The organism is Acidovorax sp. (assembly GCF_034519795.1).
Lineage (GTDB): Bacteria > Pseudomonadota > Gammaproteobacteria > Burkholderiales > Burkholderiaceae_C > Acidovorax.
In genome coordinates this window covers 44,251-59,686 of the sequence record NZ_JAXHOB010000014.1, presented here as the reverse complement: position 1 = coordinate 59,686, position 15,436 = coordinate 44,251, and the positions used below count along the sequence as shown (strand labels likewise).

Genomic DNA, 15,436 nt, shown 5'->3' with positions numbered 1-15,436 from the left:
TCAATCGATCTTGATGTTGGCATCACGGATCACACCGGTCCACTTGCGTGTCTGGTCGTCGATGTACGTCGCGAACTTGGCTCCGGGCGCGCCGCTGGCCTCCAGACCCATGTCGAGCAGCTTCTGTTTAATGGTGGAGTCGTCCAGTGCCCGCAAGATGGCAGCTTGCAGCTTCGCCACCACATCCCCTGGCGTGGCGGCTGGCACCATGAAGCCGTACCACCCGGACGCGACCACCCCCGGGAAGCCCTGTTCGCGAATCGTAGGTGCTGCCGGATATAGCGCACTGCGTTTTTCGGAGGCCACGCCCAGCACCCGCAACTTGCCGGCCGCGATGTGGGGCAGCGCCGTACTGATCGCCGTCAAGGTGGCATCGAGGCGCCCCCCCAATAACTCCGAGTAGGCGACGGAATCCCCTTTCATGTGGACGTTGATGCCCTCAATGCCGGCTTCACGCAAAAGCAGTTCGCCAGCCAGGTGGGGTTGCGACCCTGCGCCAGGCGTGCCAATGTTGATGCCCCCCGGGCGGGTCTTGGCGAACGCGACCAGATCGCGCGTGCTCTTTATCTGAGTCTGCGCATTGACGATCAGGAACAAGGGCGCGTGCATGGCCATCGCGATGGGGCGCAGCTGCTCGCGCTGGTAGCTCAGACCCTTCCCGTAAAGCGCCTCGGCCGTTGCATAGGGCGCCGCCACGTAGAGCACGGTGTAGCCATCGGCGGGCGCGCGCGCCACGAACTCGGTCCCCAGCCGAGTGCCCGCCCCAGGCTTGTTTTCGACGACAAACTGCTGGCCCAGGACCTTGGCAAGATACTCGCCCAGCACTCGTGCCGAGAGGTCACTGGCCCCGCCCGCCGCGTAAGGCGAGATCAACTTGACCGGCCGCGTGGGCCAGTCCGCCTGCGCATGCGCTAGCAGGCCGGTGCCCGAAGCCAAGCCGGCGGCCATCGTGGCGAGCACGGTGCGGCGCTGGAGCCGCGTTGATCCAAGGGTGTTCAAAGCCCGATGGTGCAAGGTCATGTCTGTCTCCTGTTGTGGTTGTGTGGAAGGGCGGCCGTGCTACAGACGGCGCAAGGGCGGGTATGGAAACCGGAACTCTCGGTGTCGAAGTCTGGGCTGATAGAGACGAAGGACCAGGAAGAACTCCTCTGCGGGTGTGGCGGGCAGCCAGTTGTGCGCCGGGCCCGGGTCCTCGGCTTGAATTCGGATGGAAAGGCTTCCGTCCGAACCCTTCAGCAGACCCGGCAGGCGATCGCCGACCGAATAGCGGTGCGCTGGGTTGGCTACCAGCAGGCAGTCGCTTCGCCGGTACAGCGTAAGCGACCAGAAGGCATCCACCTCCGGCACTGCGCCTGGCTCGAAGTGCAGCTCGTAGGCGTGCGACCCGTTGAGCAGCGCGCCATCGGCGTCCACCTCCGCTGTCGGGTACATGGCCTCCTCGATGCCCAGTGCACCGATGAAGTTGCGCGCGACGCGCGCTCGCATCGCTACGTCTGCGCCCCAGTGCGTTCGCACCGCGACGGGCAGCGCCCAGCCACCCCCGAGGGCGTGCGGCTGGGCCTTCTGGCGAAGCTCCTCGTACACCAGTGGCAACGCGTCCGCGAGAGCTCCCTCATCTACTGGCCAACACAGGCTCTCCCCCATCGGCACCGGGTTGCGAGCCAGGGCCTCGTCGATCGTGGCGCGGTAGAGTGCGGCATCCGGCGCATGCTCCGCGCGGCCATCGAGCCCCGTGTCCACCCTAAAGGCGGCCTCCCCGCCGTCCAGCCGGTGCGTGGAGATGCCGCGTTGCAGCGCGGCAGCCTGTTCCAGGTCATCGGGACGATCGTCCACCAGGAGGCGTCCGATCACCCAGACATCCTCGCCCGGCGCGGCGATCACGTTGTCCACACCGTTGGGCACAGGGCCTTGCCAGGCAGGCCCATGCACCAGCGTGCGCTGGCGCCGGTTCCCGGTGGTGCGGCGCCCTACGTAAGCAAACGGGTTGGTCCATGCGTCGAGCAAGCCCAATGTCCAGTAACGCTCACCCATGTCTGGCGTGTCTATGAGCACGGGCCCTCGGGACAGATCCAGCCACGCATTGCTAAAGACGGTGTCGTTGTTGGGACTGACCACTTCGCGGTCTTCCGGCCCGATTCGGCGGTGGGTGTGGGTGAAATGATTGACCCATCGCATGTACGACGCGCGGTCGTCGCTCGCGAAACCCTGAACGGGATGGCGGCGCGCCGTGGTGGCAGCGCGCATGCGCATCATCTCGAACAGCGGTAAGGTCTGCAGCACCGCGGCACCTGCGGTGCCATGCGAAGGCGTCTCGGTCTTGGAGAAGGTAGGTGTCATGCTCATGCCACCACCCCGGATTCGCGCATTGTGGAAATGTCGTGCGCCGAGTAGCCTAACCCGGCGAGCACTTCGGCGCTGTCCGCCCCGCACTCTGGCGCCGCGGCGGGTGTGGGCCGGGCACCACTGCCCATGCGATACGGCAGTCCAAGGGCCCGATACCTTCCGCCGTCGCTCGACGCGGAGTCCACGAAGATACCGGTAGCCATCACGTCCGCGTTGGTCAGCACATCGCGGTAAGGCCTCACTGCCCCGGCAACAATCTGGTGCTGACTGAGCATCTGGACGGCCGCGTCGCTGGTGTAGGCCGAGAGGCATTCATCCAGCACCTGACGCAATTCGGCGCGGTGGGCAACGCGTTGCTCGTTGCTGGAGAATCGCGGGTCTTGAACCAGTTCTTCCCGGCCCAAGGCCCGACAAAAGCGCTTCCAATGATCCTCAACGTAGGCGGATAGCACTATGTGGCCATCTCGCGTAGCCACGACCTCGGCTGCGGGCGCGTTATTGGGCTGACCATGTCCGATGCGGGTGGGCTCTGGCCCGCCACCCAGGTATTCGCACCAGGTGGCCGCCTGAAGATGGAGGGCCGTCTCCAGCAGCGACACCTCCAGCGTCTCGCCCACGCCGCTGCGTTCGCGTCCATAGAGGGCCGCCAGGACGGCCTGGGCCCCCAGGTCCGCTGCAGCAGCATCGATGATCGGCACACCCACCTTTTGCGGCGGGCGATCAGCCTCACCCGTGACGGACATGAGGCCGCTCTCCGCCTGCGCCGCAATGTCGTAGCCGGGGCGTTCGCGCGATGGCCCCTCGCTGCCAAAGCCCGAGATCGACAGGTAGATAACCCGAGGATGACGAGCACGCACCTGCGTAGGGCCCAGGCCGAGCTTCTCGACTGCGCCCGGGCGCAGGTTTTGCACGACCACGTCGCATTGGGCAATGAGACGCCAAGCAACTTCCCGGCCCGACTCGCTCTTGAGGTCCAGCGCGATGGACCGTTTGCCCCGGTTGTAAGCCCTCACCATGGCCTCGCCATATCTCCCCACATGGCGTGCCTGATCGCCCGTCATCGGCTCGACCTTGATCACCGTGGCCCCCAAATCTGCCAGCGCCATCGCGGCACCGGGGCCTGCAATGTATTGGCCCAGATCAATGACGGAGACCCCGGCCAAGGGCGCTGCGGGTGAAGTCGAAGTGTTTTCTCGGGAATAAGTCATGGCCACAACCATAGTCGTGGTCGACATTCCTGAAAAATCCATAATCCTGATTGCATGATTACTTTAGGTGATCACTATCAATTGGTAGCCATTCGCGGAGGCGCTTCATGTCTTTACCATCCGACTACCTGGTGCGGCGTCTGCGCATGCGGCATCTGGAACTGCTGGTGGCCCTTGTCGATGCGGGCTCAATGCGCGCCGCCGCAACCCATTTGAACTTGAGCCAGCCAGCTCTAAGCAAGATGCTGGGCGAGATCGAAGCGGGATTCGATGCCCGCCTGTTCGAGCGCACAGCGCATGGACTGGTTGCCAACGCGGCGGGCAACGCAGCGATCTACCGTGCCCGGGTCATCCTGGGCGAGCTTTCGCGCAGCAAGGACGAAGTGGATGCGGTGCGAGACGGCGCAGAGGGGTTGCTGCGATTGGGCACCCTCTCCGTAACCGCCACCGTGCCTCAAGCGGTGATCGAACTACGCAGGCGACTACCGCTTGCCAAAGTACAAGTGCACGAAGGCAGGGTCCGCGAGCTGATCCAGCGACTCTTGAACAGCGAGCTCGACTGCGTGTTCGGCGCCGTCACCCCCGAACTGCTCACCAGCGCACAACTCTCGCTGCTGAAGCCGGAGTTGCTGGTGGCTGACGAACTGTGCGTGTTGTGCGCGCAAGGACACTCTCTGTCGCGCAAGCGCCGATTGACATGGCGCGATGTTCAATTGCAGCCGTGGGTCGCCCCCCCAAAGGACACGCTGGTTCGACAGGCATTGATGACCGCGTTTCTCAACGCGGGCCTGAAGCCGCCAGAACCCGCGATTGAAGTGCTCTCGTCTGTGACCCTCGGCAGCGTTTTGCGCCTTGATGAGAACATGCTCGGCGCGGTGCGCTTTGAACAGGCACGAGACGAACTGGCGCGCGGAGGCATCGTTCGTCTGCCCATCACACCGCCGGCGCTGCTTCCTTCGCTAGGTCTTTACACGCGGCAAGCTGCAGAAGGACCTCCCGCGGTCGTGCAGGCTTTCGCAGATGCAATTCGCTCGGTGAGCACCCGTGTCAACATACAGAAGCCATCAGGCACGGCCAAAAAAAGAAAGTCCGGATGATCCATTGCAGGTATCCGGCGGTCAGCCGTCGCACTTTGGTCACACCGTTCACGGCGAGGTGAAGACAATCTACTCCGCAGCACCGTCCTGGCAGGCTGAAAAAATGCCTCCCACCCAGCCAGCCCAGCAGCCCAACCCCGCTAAGCCTCACCGGTCCCTCCTACCTGGCTTGACCCTGACCCCCATGCGCGGCGCCGACACCTTCACCGAGAGCCTGCTCTCTGTACGCATGCTCGAATACTTCGTGCCAGCATCGCACCCCCTGCGCCCGTTCGCAAGACGGTCAACACCGCCTTGGCCAAGATGGATGCCCTGTTCTCGCGCATGTACGAAGCAGACATCAAGGGCGGCCGCCCCAGCGTCGCCCCAGAGAAGCTGCTGCGCGCCATGCTGCTGCAGGTGCTGTACAGAGTGCGCTCGGAACGCCAGTTGATGTGCAACCCTGTTTCGTTGGTTCATCGGCCTGTCCATGGACGACGAGGTCTGGGTGCCCAGCGTATTCACCAGCTACCGTAGGCTCAAGAAGAACACGGCCCAGCTGTTCACGCTGTTTGCACTGCCCAACCTGTGGATGGTGCGCAGCAAACTGTTGGGTGGTCAGACATGAGTGCGCCTGAAAAGGGCAAATGCGCCGCGATTGCCCGCAAATCAAAACCCGTTGCGGGCTGAGGTACCGCCAAGATTTGCCGATCGGAGCACCGGGGCCTGTCTTGGATCAATTCAACTTGCTACGTTGTCATGCATCGCTTTGTGCAGACCTTCCTTAGCACAAGTTTCCCCGCTACTGACACCAGCAGTTCGTCGTCGAAGTACTTGCGCAACCGCGTTGGGGACTGAAGATAGTTTCGCCGTCACTCTCGACGGCACCATGGCTCACGGAGAGCGTTTCCATCTTGGTGGTGGTCTTGCGGGTGCCGTCCCAGCCGAACTGGCCGGCGCGTAGCTTCTGGTGCTGCAGCCAAGTGCAGATCTCGACCAGCCGTCTGGAGCTTTGGGAACTGGGCAGTGCCTTGTATTCAGTTTCAAATAGTTTGTGCAGGCACTGTAACTTGTTGATTTATATGGAGAATGATTTCAATTTCAATTATCGACCTTCACCTTCAATTGTTTTCGGCAGCAGCCGCTCACCATTGCCCGGTTTCGATGCGGATGGCCACCTCGCAATCGTCGAAAATCTCGAGCTTGGCGATCTTCACGCGCACGCCCAGCACGCCGGGCAGTTGCATCAGGCGGTTGGCGAGCTTGCCGATCAGGCTTTCGAGCAGGTTCACGTGCTCGGCGCGGCACTCGTCGATGATGATCTGGCGCACTTTGCGGTAGTCCAGCACGTGCAGGATGTCGTCGTCGCGCGGCGTCAGCGGCTGGGCGCCCAGGCTCAGTTCGGCATCCACCTGGATGGGTTGGGGGGCGGTCTTCTCGTGCGAGAGGATGCCCAGGTTGGCGTCGAAGCGCAAACCGGTGAGCGTGAGGATCTGGGTGCCTGTGGCGTGGGTGGTCGTCATGGGGTTTCCTGCGTGAGCGGGTGGGGGCTCACATCAACGAGAAGTCGCGCTCGAATTTCATCAGGTGCTGGCCGCCGTCCACCATCAGCGTGGTGCCGGTGATGGAGCGGTTCTCCAGCGCAAAGCGCACGGTGGCGGCCACGTCCTCGGGGGTGGAAGAGCGGCCCAGCGGGCTCAGGGCGTGCAGCTGGGCGAATTTCTCGTCGCTGAGCATGTGGCTCGTGAGCGTCAGGCCCGGGGCCACGCCCACCACCCGCACGCGCGGCGCCAGCGCCAGTGCCAGCATGGTGCCGGCCGCCTCCAGCGCCGCCTTGGACAGCGTGTAGCTCATGAAGTCGGGGTTTTGGTTCCACAGCTTCTGGTCGAGCAGGTTGACCACCGCGCCCTGGGCATCGGCCTCGCCGGCAGCCGCGCGCGCCTGCAGGTGCTCGTGCAGGGCCTGGGCCAGCAACACCGGGGCGCCGGCATTGCTGCGCAGGTGCTTTTCCAGGCTGGCAAAGCCCAGCGTGGCGGCGTTGTCGTGCTCGAACAGCGAGGCGTTGTTGACCACGGCATCGAGCGCGCCGAAGCGGTCCACCACGCGCGGCACCAGGCCACGCACGGCGGCTTCGTCATCGAAGTCGCCATCGAAATGCGCGCTCTGGCCCGCTGACAGTCGCGCACACTCGGCCACCGTGTCGATGGCGTCCTGCTCGGAGCTGCGGTAGTGCACGGCCACCTGCCAGCCGCCGGCCGCCAGCGCCAGCGCAATGCTGCGGCCCAGGCGCCTGGCGGCGCCGGTGACGAGCACGGTACGGGGGCGGGGTGAAGAGGGCATGGAGGACAATGCGGGCCGTGACAAAAACACCCGACAGTTTAACGACCGCCCTCCAGGCGCACATTGCCGATGCCATTGCCGCTGCCGGCGGCTGGATCGGCTTTGACCAGTTCATGGCCCTGGCCCTGTACACCCCCGGCCTGGGCTACTACGCCAACGACTCCGCCAAGTTCGGCCTGCTGCCCGGATCGGGCAGCGACTTCGTGACCGCGCCCGAGCTCACGCCCCTGTTCGGCCAGACCCTGGCCGTGCAGGTGGCCGAGGCCTTCGAGCACACCGGCACCAGCGAGGTCTGGGAGTTCGGCGCCGGGTCCGGCGCGCTGGCGCTGCAACTGCTCGACGCCCTGGGTGATCGGGTGCAGCGCTACACCATCGTGGATCTGTCGGGCAGCCTGCGCGCGCGCCAGCAGGCGTTGCTGGCACCACACGCGCACAAGGTGCAGTGGGTCGATGCCCTGCCCGAGCGGTTCGATGGCGTGGTGGTGGGCAACGAGGTGCTCGACGCCATGCCCGTCAAGCTGCTGGCCCGCCATGGTGGCCAGCACGGGGGCGTGTGGCATGAGCGCGGCGTGGCGCTGCACGAAGGCGCCTTCACCTGGGCCGACCAGGCCACCGACCTGCGCCCGCCGCTGGAGGTGGAGGGCCCGCAGGACTACCTGACCGAGATCCACCCCCAGGGCGAGGGCTTCATCCGCATGCTGGCCGACCGCCTGCAGCGCGGCGCGGCCTTTCTGCTGGACTATGGTTTTGGCGAGAGTGAGTACTACCACCCCCAGCGCCACATGGGCACCGTGATGTGCCACCAGGGTCACCTGTCCGACAGCGACCCGCTGGTGGAGGTGGGCCGCAAGGACATCACCGCCCACGTCAATTTCACCGCCATGGCGCTGGCCGCGCAGGAGGCCGGCCTGCAGGTGCTGGGCTACACCACGCAGGCGCACTTCCTCATCAACTGCGGACTGGCGCAGCGCATGGTGGAGCTGCCCCCGCTGGAGCGCGCTACCGCCGCGAAGCTGATCATGGAGCACGAGATGGGCGAGCTGTTCAAGGTCATCGCCCTGGGCGCGGGCGAGGCCTGGGAGCCCCTGGGCTTCTCCCAGGGGGACCGTTCGCACCGGTTGTAGCCCGTGGCCGCGATCAGGGGCCTGGCAACGCAGTGCCTGCCGCCAACCCCGCCTGCAGCGTCAGCGCATCGCTGCGGTCCTTGAGGCCTATGCCCGTCAGCCCCAGGCGCCGGGCTTCGGCGCACAGCCACCACAGGCGCGCTGCCGCAGAGTCCGGCGCCAGCCCCTCGGGCCGCACGTTGGAGATGCAGTTGCGTTCGGCATCGCTGCGGCCCGCCTGCGGGTGCCAGGTGAGGTAGATGCCCAGGCTGTCGGGCGAGCTCAGGCCCGGGCGCTCGCCGATCAGCACCGCCACCATGCGCGCACCCAGCAGCGCGCCCACCTCGTCACCCAGCGCCACGCGCGCCTGGGTGGCGATGGCCACCGGGCCGATGTGCCAACCCGGCGGTGCCGTGCGCAAAATGGCCTGCACCAGCGGCACGGCATTGCGCTCGGTGGCCAGCGCCGACAGGCCGTCGGCCACCACCAGCAGCAGGTCGCAGCCCGCACCATCGTTATCCGCCTGGCCGCGCAGCCGCTGCGCATCGGCATCGCCCAGGCGCCGGCCCAGGTCGGGGCGCAGCAGGTAGGTGGCACGGTCGGGCGCTGCACTGGCCACGCGCAGCGTGGTGCAGCCCAGCCCGGTGAGCTGCACCGCCAGCGCATCGGCGTCGAGCGGCAGGTGCACGGCATCGCGTGCCTGGGCATGGGCCAGGCCGAAGTCGAGCAGTTCGCGCGTGGGGATGGCGTTGCCCGCGCGGCCCAGGGCGAGCCGCGCGGCGGTGTGGGCGCGCAGGTCGCCCCAGGGGTCGGGCGGCGGGCCGGTGAAGAGCGTTGGATCGCTCATGCCCGCATCCCGATCTGCCGCAGCTGCGCGATGGCGGCCTGCTGCTGTGCAGCGGGCAGCAGCCGTCCCGCCCCATCGGCCAGTTGCATGCCCTGCAGCCAGGCCTCGAACTCGGGCGCGCGCTTCAGACCCAGCACCTCGCGCAGGTACAGCGCGTCGTGGAACGAGGTGCTCTGGTAGTTCAGCATGATGTCGTCGGCCCCCGGCACGCCCATGATGAAAGTCAGGCCCGCCACGCCGAGCAGCGTCATCAGCGTGTCCATGTCGTCCGAATCGGCCTCGGCATGGTTGGTGTAGCAGACGTCGCAGCCCAGCGGCACGCCCAGCAGCTTGCCGCAGAAGTGGTCTTCCAGGCCGGCGCGGATGATCTGCTTGCCGTCGTACAGGTACTCCGGCCCGATGAAGCCGACCACCGTATTGGTGAGCAGCGGCGAGAACGCGCGCGCCACGCCGTAGGCCCGCGCCTCGCAGGTCTGCTGGTCCACGCCGTGGTGGGCGTTGGCCGACAGGGCGCTGCCCTGGCCGGTCTCGAAATACATCACGTTGTCGCCCAGCGTGCCGCGCTTGAGGGACAGGGCCGCCTCGCGCGCCTCGCGCAGCAGTGTGAGGTGGATGCCGAAGCCGGCATTGGCCTTCTCGGTGCCCGCGATGGACTGGAATACCAGGTCCACCGGCGCACCCTGCTCGATCATCTGCACGGTGTTGGTCACATGCGTGAGCACACACGATTGCGTGGGGATCTGCAACTTGGTGATGACCTCGTCCAGCATATGCACCAGACCGGTGAGGGCAGCGATGCTGTCCGTGGCCGGGTTGATGCCGATCACCGCGTCCCCCGCGCCATAGAGCAGGCCGTCGACCATCGACGCGGCGATGCCGCGCAGGTCGTCGGTCGGGTGGTTGGGCTGCAGGCGCACGGCCAGGTGGCTCGGCAGGCCGATGGTGTTGCGAAAGCGCGTGACCACCTGGCACTTGCGCGCCACGGCGACCAGGTCCTGGTTGCGCATGAGCTTGCTCACGGCGGCTGCCATCTCGGGGGTGAGGCCAGGGGCCACGGCGACAAGCGCGGCCGTGTCGGCGGCCAGCAGCCAGTCGCGCAGGCCGCCCACGGTGAGGTGTGCGATGGGCGCAAACGCCGCCGCGTCTTGCGTGTCGATGATGAGGCGGGTGACCTCGTCGCTCTCGTAAGGCACCAGGGCCTCGCTCAGGAAGCGTGTCAGCGGCAGGTCTGCCAGGCACATGCGCGCGGCCATGCGCTCCACCGCCGAGCCGGCCGCAATGCCGGCCAATGCGTCCCCGGAGCGCGCTGGCGTGGCCTTGGCCATCACATCGCGCAGGTCGCCAAACAGCCAGCGGTGGCCGTGGATGGTGTGGTGGTAGGTGGCTGGCATGCGAGGGGGCCTGGCGGTGTGACAGGCAATGATGACGCAGCCACCTGCTGCCGGCAAGGTCGACAGGCCCGCCAGGCCGAGATGCGCTCAGACCCTGGCATCGCTGATGGTGGTGCCGATGCCGGGCATGCCCGCGTGCACCAAGCGGCTGGCCTGACCGGCCATGGCGCATGCACTGCAATCTCGCGGTGCTCCCAGCGCTTGGCACCGAAGCGGTGCGGGTCGGCTCACGCCCTACACTCGGGGCATGCTCCGCTGGTTCCTTGTCGTCTTTCTCGCGCTGATGTTCATCAGCTGGCTGTCGCCCATGCTGCGGCGCATCGGCTTCGGCAGGCTGCCGGGGGACCTGCGCTTCAGATGGCGAGGGCGTGAGTGGGATCTACCGCTGGCCTCCACCCTGCTGCTGAGCTTCGTCGCCAGCCTGATCGCCAAATTCATCTGAAGGACTGTCGATCAGTCGCCCGCAGTCTGCAGGGCGGCGAGGAAGGCCTTGCGCCACCAGTGCACATCCTGCTCGCGGATGCGCGCCATGAGCTTCTGGTGCCGCGCCTGCCGCTCGGGCAGCGGCATCTGCAGGGCATGCTGGATGCTGTCTGCCGTGCCCTGGGTGTCGTAGGGGTTCACCAGCAGCGCTTCCTTGAGCTGCTCGGCCGCACCGGCAAAGCGCGAGAGCACCAGCACGCCGGGGTCCTCGGGGTCCTGCGCGACCACGTATTCCTTGGCCACCAGATTCATGCCGTCGCGCAGCGGCGTCACCAGGCCCACGGCGGCGGCGCGGCACAGGCCGGGCACGCGCTTGCGCGCCACGGTGCGGTGGATGTAGCGCACGGGCATCCAGTCGAGTTCGCCATAGTCGCCGTTGACCGATCCGCACAGCCCTTCGAGCTCCTGGCGCAGGTCCGAATAGGCGTGCACGTCGTCGCGCGAGGGCGAGGCGATCATGATCATCGTGGCGCTGTTGCGGTTTTCGGGGTAACGATCGAGCAATTCGCGGTAGGCGCGCACGCGGTGCGGTATGCCCTTGGAGTAGTCGAGCCGGTCGATGCCCAGCAGCAGGCGCCGGCGCGAGTACTCGTCGCGCATGTTCTCGTAGGTTTCCACGGCGTCGGGGGCCTGCGCCAGGCGTGTGAACTCGTCCACGTCGATGCCGATGGGAAAGGCCTGCACCTGCACCGTGCCGCCGAACGCACGCAGCCGCTGGGCGCCCACTTCTTCGGCACTGCCCTCGTTGCGCACATAGCGCGTGAAATGCGCCACATCGGCCTCGCTCTGCAGCCCCACCAGGTCGTAGGCGAAGAGCGAGCGCATCAGCCACTCGTGCTGGGGGATGGCCGCCATGATGAGCGGAGGTGGCACAGGTATGTGCAGGAAGAACCCCATGCGCTGGCGACAGCCCATGGCGCGCAGCTCGGCGGCCAGCGGGATCAGGTGGTAGTCATGGACCCAGATGACGTCGTCGTCGCGCAGCAGCGGCAGCAGCTTGCGCGCGAACATCTGGTTGACGCGGCGATAGCCGGCAATGTAGCTGGCGTTGAAGTCGGCCAAGTCCAGCCGGTAGTGGAACACCGGCCACAGCACGCTGTTGCTGTAGCCCTGGTAGTAGCTGTGGTGGTCCTCGCGGCACAGGTCCACAGTGGCCAGCGTCACGGCACCGGCGTTGCGGATGCGAAGATCGCCCTCGCCGGGAGTGCCGTCCTCCACCACGGTGCCGCTCCAGCCAAACCAGAGCCCTCCGGTCTGGTTCAGGGCTTCACCCAGAGCCACTGCGAGGCCTCCGGCGGCGGGTTTGCGGGGATCGGCAAGGCGGTTGGAGATGACAACAAGACGGCTCATTGCTCAATCATTACCGTAGTAAGTGCTCGGGGCTGTGGGACAGGACCTCAAATCACGCTGTCCCACTTGGCGGACAGGCGCACCGCAGCGTTGATCACGCCCACCATCGAGTAGGTCTGCGGGAAGTTGCCCCACATCTCCTGGGTCTCGGGGTGGGTGTCTTCGGACAATAGCCCCAGCGGGTTGCGTGCGGCCAGCATGGTCTCGAAAATCGCACGCGCCTCGTCCTTGCGGCCGATGCGGGCCAGCGCGTCGATGCGCCAGAAGGTGCAGATGTTGAACGCCGTCTCGGGCTTGCCGAAGTCGTCGGCCGCCTCGTAGCGGCGCATGTAGGGGCCGTCGCACAGGCTTTTTTCCATGGCCTCCACGGTGCTCACGAAGCGCGGGTCCCGGGGGTCGATCAAGCCGACCTCGGCCATCAGCAGCACGCTGGCGTCGAGCTCGTTGCCGCCGAAGCTTTCGGCGAAGGCCTGGCGCGATTCGCTCCAGGATTTGGTGATGATCTCCTCCTGCATGCGCCGGGCGTGGCCGTGCCAGTACTCTGCCCGGTCGGGCAGGTTGAGCACCGTGGCGATCTTGGCCAGGCGGTCGCAGGCCGCCCAGCTCATGAGGGCCGAGGAGGTGTGCACCCGCGCCCGGGTGCGCAGCTCCCACATGCCCGCATCGGGCTGGCCGTAGACGCGCACCGCGTTCTCACCCACCTGTTCGAGCCGCGTGAATTCGCCCAGGCCCGCGCGGTGCAGCAGCCGGTGGTCGTGGAAGGCCTGTGCCGCACCGAGCACGATGTTGCCGTACACGTCGTGCTGGAAATGCTCGGCCGCCTGGTTGCCCACGCGCACCGGGCCCATGCCGCGGTAGCCGGCCAGCTGGGGCATCATCGATTCGGGAAGCTCGCGCTCCAGGCCGATGCCGTAGAGCGGCTGGATGTGGCCGCTGCCGGCATCCACCACCACGTTGCTCAGCCAGCGCAGGTAGTCCTCCATGGTGCCTACCTCGGAGATGCTGTTGAGCGCACGCACCACGAAGAACGCATCGCGCAGCCAGCAGTAGCGGTAGTCCCAGTTGCGCCCGCTGTGCGCGGATTCGGGGATGCTGGTGGTCATGGCCGCCACGATGGCCCCCGTGTCCTCGTACAGCGAGAGCTTGAGCGTGATCGCCGCGCGGATCACCGCGTCCTGCCACTCCAGCGGCACGGCCAGGGCCCGGCTCCAGCCGCGCCAGTAGGAGGTGGTCTCCTGCTCGAACAGGCGCGCCGTGTCGGCGATGCCGTCCAGCAGGCTCTCGTCGGCACCCAGGATGAAGTTGTGCTCGCGCGTGAGCACGAAAGGCTGGCCCGAGAGCACATGCGACAGCGGCGCATCGGTGGACAGGCGCAGCGCCATGCTGCCGCCCACGTAGCGGATATGGTTGCTGCCGCGCGTGATCTGCGGCTCGCTCTGGCCCCAGTCGTAGCGCACCTTGACGGCCACGCGGATGCGCGGCGACCCCTGGATGGGGCGCACGCGGCGCACCAGCGTCATGGGCCGAAAAAAGCGCGAGCGGCTGTAAAAGCGCGGCGCGAAGTCGGTGATCTCCACGCCATGCCCGGCCTTGTCGAACAGCTGCGTGCGCAGGATGGCGGTGTTCGGTTCGTACCACTGGTGCGCCGAGGCCATGTCCTCGATCTCGATGGCGAAATGGCTGCCCTCGTCGCCCGGCTGCAGCAGGGCGTTGAAGACCGGGTCGCCATCGAAGCGCGGCAGGCAGCACCAGACCATGCGGGCATGGTTGTCGATCAGGGCGCTGATGGCGCAATTGCCGATCATGCCCAGGTTGAGCGAGCCCTGTTGCGGGTCTATGGCTGCGGTGTTGTGCTCGTTCGTGGTGGTCATCGTGCGCGCTCCCAGGAGGTTCGTGCCGCGGACAGCCAGCCGCGCAATGCGGCCGGCGTCATGCAGCGGTGTTGTGCCTGCGTCGGGCCTTCGCCCACCTTGATGCCCCAGCCGCCCAGGGCATGCACGGCGGCAAAGCCGGCTTCGTCGGTCACGTCGTCACCGGCGAAGACGGGCACGCGGCCGGCGAACGGCGCCTGGGTCATGAAATCGGTGATGGCCTGGCCCTTGTCCACGCCGCGGGGCTTGGCTTCGAACACGAACTTGCCCTCCATGAGTTCCAGGCCATGCACCTTGCGCAGCGCGGTGAGCATGGTCTCGCGGCACAGCTCCTCCAGGTGCGGTGCCAGCCGGTAGTGCAGGGCCACGCTGGCGCGCTTGGGCTCCACCAGCAGGCCGGCGTACTGCACGGCCAGCTGCGTGGCAGCCTGCAGCACGTGCTCCAGGTTGGGCGGTGCGATGGCCGGGCGTGAGCCATCGGCCAGCCGGTACTGCGAGCCGTGCTCGCTGGCCAGGGGCAGGCACAAGGGGTCCAGAAAGTGGTCGATATCGCTTTCGCGCCGGCCCGTGACGATGGCGAGTGCGCCGTCGAGGTGCGTGCTCAGCGCCGCGAGGGTGGGGACCAGGCCGGAAGAGATGCGCACGGCCTCGGGCCGGGGCGCCATCTCGGTGAGGGTGCCGTCGAAATCAAGGAAAAGCGCATGGGCTGTTGTCAGGGATGGGAGCAGCTGCATGTGGCGGCACCTTAGCAGACGGGTGGGGCCTTGCCAGCATGCTGCGGGCCCTGCGCAGGCAACCCGAAAGTGCCCCAGCCGCGCCACAAAGCCGCGCCAGGCTTGGGCCTGCGCGCAATGGGGGCTTGCAAAGCCAGCGCTGTATTCCCAATTGTCACAAAATGAAAACGGCCATTTGTCTTACAAGCAGCTACCATCGCGCGGCGCACGCTGCGGCGTGCCCCACGGAGATTTTTGCGTGAACGAAGAAGCATCACCCCACATCGTCTGCCCCCACTGCCACACCACCAACCGGGTCAAGCGCTCGGACCTGGGGCAAGCCCCAGACTGCGGCAGTTGCCATCAGCCCTTGTTTGCCGGAGCGCCCGTGGCCTTGGATGCGGCCTCGTTCGACAAGCATGTCGGCCGCAGCCACCTGCCCGTGGTGGTGGATTTCTGGGCCCCCTGGTGCGGCCCGTGCCTGCAGATGGCGCCGGCCTTTGCCCAGGCCGCGCGCGACCTGGAGCCGCAGGTGCAACTGGCCAAGCTCGATACCGAGGCCCACCAGGCGATTGCGGGCCGCTTCGGCATCCGCAGCATCCCGACCATGATCGTGTTCAAGGAGGGGCGCGAGGCCGCACGCATCTCGGGCGCGATGAATGCCAGCGATATCGCGCGCTGGGTGCGCAGCGTCAGCTGACCCTGCCAGAG

Annotated in this window: 14 protein-coding genes and 1 pseudogene; 5 read left to right on the top strand and 10 right to left on the bottom strand. The window is 66.6% G+C overall.

The annotated features are described in order from the left end of the window. From U5N23_RS16930 to U5N23_RS16920, 3 genes are read right to left on the bottom strand one after another with little or no spacing between them, the layout of a single operon-like run. The gene (locus U5N23_RS16930; protein WP_322593951.1) at positions 1–1,020 is read right to left on the bottom strand and encodes a tripartite tricarboxylate transporter substrate binding protein; all 1,020 of its coding nucleotides are present in this window, start codon (positions 1,018–1,020) and stop codon (positions 1–3) included. Between the two features lie 39 nt (positions 1,021–1,059). Continuing rightward, positions 1,060–2,337 (bottom strand): DUF1254 domain-containing protein, encoded by a 1,278-nt coding sequence (locus U5N23_RS16925; RefSeq protein WP_322593950.1) that lies wholly within the window; start codon positions 2,335–2,337, stop codon positions 1,060–1,062. Positions 2,338–2,339: 2 nt separating this feature from the next. Next, the gene (locus tag U5N23_RS16920; protein ID WP_322593949.1) at positions 2,340–3,551 is read right to left on the bottom strand and encodes a CoA transferase; all 1,212 of its coding nucleotides are present in this window, start codon (positions 3,549–3,551) and stop codon (positions 2,340–2,342) included. 107 nt (positions 3,552–3,658) lie between these two features. Here U5N23_RS16920 and U5N23_RS16915 point away from each other — a divergent pair, with 107 nt between their 5' ends. Next, a complete protein-coding gene (locus U5N23_RS16915; RefSeq protein ID WP_322593948.1) occupies positions 3,659–4,648 on the top strand; it encodes a LysR family transcriptional regulator in 990 nt (329 codons plus the stop codon). A 184-nt stretch (positions 4,649–4,832) separates the two neighbouring features. Continuing rightward, positions 4,833–5,162: pseudogene (locus tag U5N23_RS16910) on the top strand (transposase); the annotation flags it as partial. A 610-nt stretch (positions 5,163–5,772) separates the two neighbouring features. Here the strand turns inward: U5N23_RS16910 and U5N23_RS16905 are convergent. Together U5N23_RS16905 and U5N23_RS16900 are read right to left on the bottom strand one after the other, a co-directional pair. Beyond that, positions 5,773–6,150: a dihydroneopterin aldolase gene (locus U5N23_RS16905; protein ID WP_007856513.1), complete on the bottom strand. Its 378-nt coding sequence runs from the start codon at positions 6,148–6,150 to the stop codon at positions 5,773–5,775. A gap of 28 nt (positions 6,151–6,178) precedes the next feature. Then, positions 6,179–6,967, bottom strand: coding sequence for an SDR family oxidoreductase (locus tag U5N23_RS16900; RefSeq protein ID WP_322593947.1), 789 nt, complete (start codon positions 6,965–6,967; stop codon positions 6,179–6,181). Positions 6,968–6,975: 8 nt separating this feature from the next. Here U5N23_RS16900 and U5N23_RS16895 point away from each other — a divergent pair, with 8 nt between their 5' ends. Further along, on the top strand, positions 6,976–8,091 hold the full coding sequence (locus U5N23_RS16895; protein ID WP_322593946.1) for a class I SAM-dependent methyltransferase: 1,116 nt from the start codon (positions 6,976–6,978) through the stop codon (positions 8,089–8,091). A gap of 13 nt (positions 8,092–8,104) precedes the next feature. Here U5N23_RS16895 and eutC read toward each other — a convergent pair whose 3' ends face one another. Beyond that, positions 8,105–8,917: an ethanolamine ammonia-lyase subunit EutC gene (gene eutC, locus U5N23_RS16890; RefSeq protein ID WP_322593945.1), complete on the bottom strand. Its 813-nt coding sequence runs from the start codon at positions 8,915–8,917 to the stop codon at positions 8,105–8,107. Further along, positions 8,914–10,308 (bottom strand): ethanolamine ammonia-lyase subunit EutB, encoded by a 1,395-nt coding sequence (locus U5N23_RS16885; protein ID WP_322593944.1) that lies wholly within the window; start codon positions 10,306–10,308, stop codon positions 8,914–8,916. The genes eutC and U5N23_RS16885 overlap by 4 nt, the downstream gene beginning before the upstream one ends. A gap of 247 nt (positions 10,309–10,555) precedes the next feature. Here U5N23_RS16885 and U5N23_RS16880 point away from each other — a divergent pair, with 247 nt between their 5' ends. Beyond that, positions 10,556–10,750 (top strand): DUF2905 domain-containing protein, encoded by a 195-nt coding sequence (locus U5N23_RS16880; RefSeq protein WP_322593943.1) that lies wholly within the window; start codon positions 10,556–10,558, stop codon positions 10,748–10,750. A gap of 11 nt (positions 10,751–10,761) precedes the next feature. Here U5N23_RS16880 and otsA read toward each other — a convergent pair whose 3' ends face one another. From otsA to otsB, 3 genes are read right to left on the bottom strand one after another with little or no spacing between them, the layout of a single operon-like run. Further along, complete coding sequence (gene otsA / locus U5N23_RS16875; protein ID WP_322593942.1) at positions 10,762–12,141, bottom strand: alpha,alpha-trehalose-phosphate synthase (UDP-forming); 1,380 nt, start codon at positions 12,139–12,141, stop codon at positions 10,762–10,764. A 47-nt stretch (positions 12,142–12,188) separates the two neighbouring features. Next, positions 12,189–14,012: a glycoside hydrolase family 15 protein gene (locus tag U5N23_RS16870; RefSeq protein WP_322593941.1), complete on the bottom strand. Its 1,824-nt coding sequence runs from the start codon at positions 14,010–14,012 to the stop codon at positions 12,189–12,191. After that, positions 14,009–14,746 carry a trehalose-phosphatase gene (otsB, locus tag U5N23_RS16865; RefSeq protein WP_322593940.1) on the bottom strand — a complete coding sequence of 246 codons (738 nt, stop codon included), beginning with the start codon at positions 14,744–14,746 and terminating at the stop codon, positions 14,009–14,011. Before otsB ends, U5N23_RS16870 begins: the two co-directional genes overlap by 4 nt. A 238-nt stretch (positions 14,747–14,984) precedes the next feature. On the opposite strand from otsB, the gene trxC reads away from it, so the two are divergent. Continuing rightward, on the top strand, positions 14,985–15,425 hold the full coding sequence (gene trxC, locus U5N23_RS16860) for a thioredoxin TrxC (protein ID WP_322593939.1): 441 nt from the start codon (positions 14,985–14,987) through the stop codon (positions 15,423–15,425). Positions 15,426–15,436 lie beyond the last annotated feature (11 nt).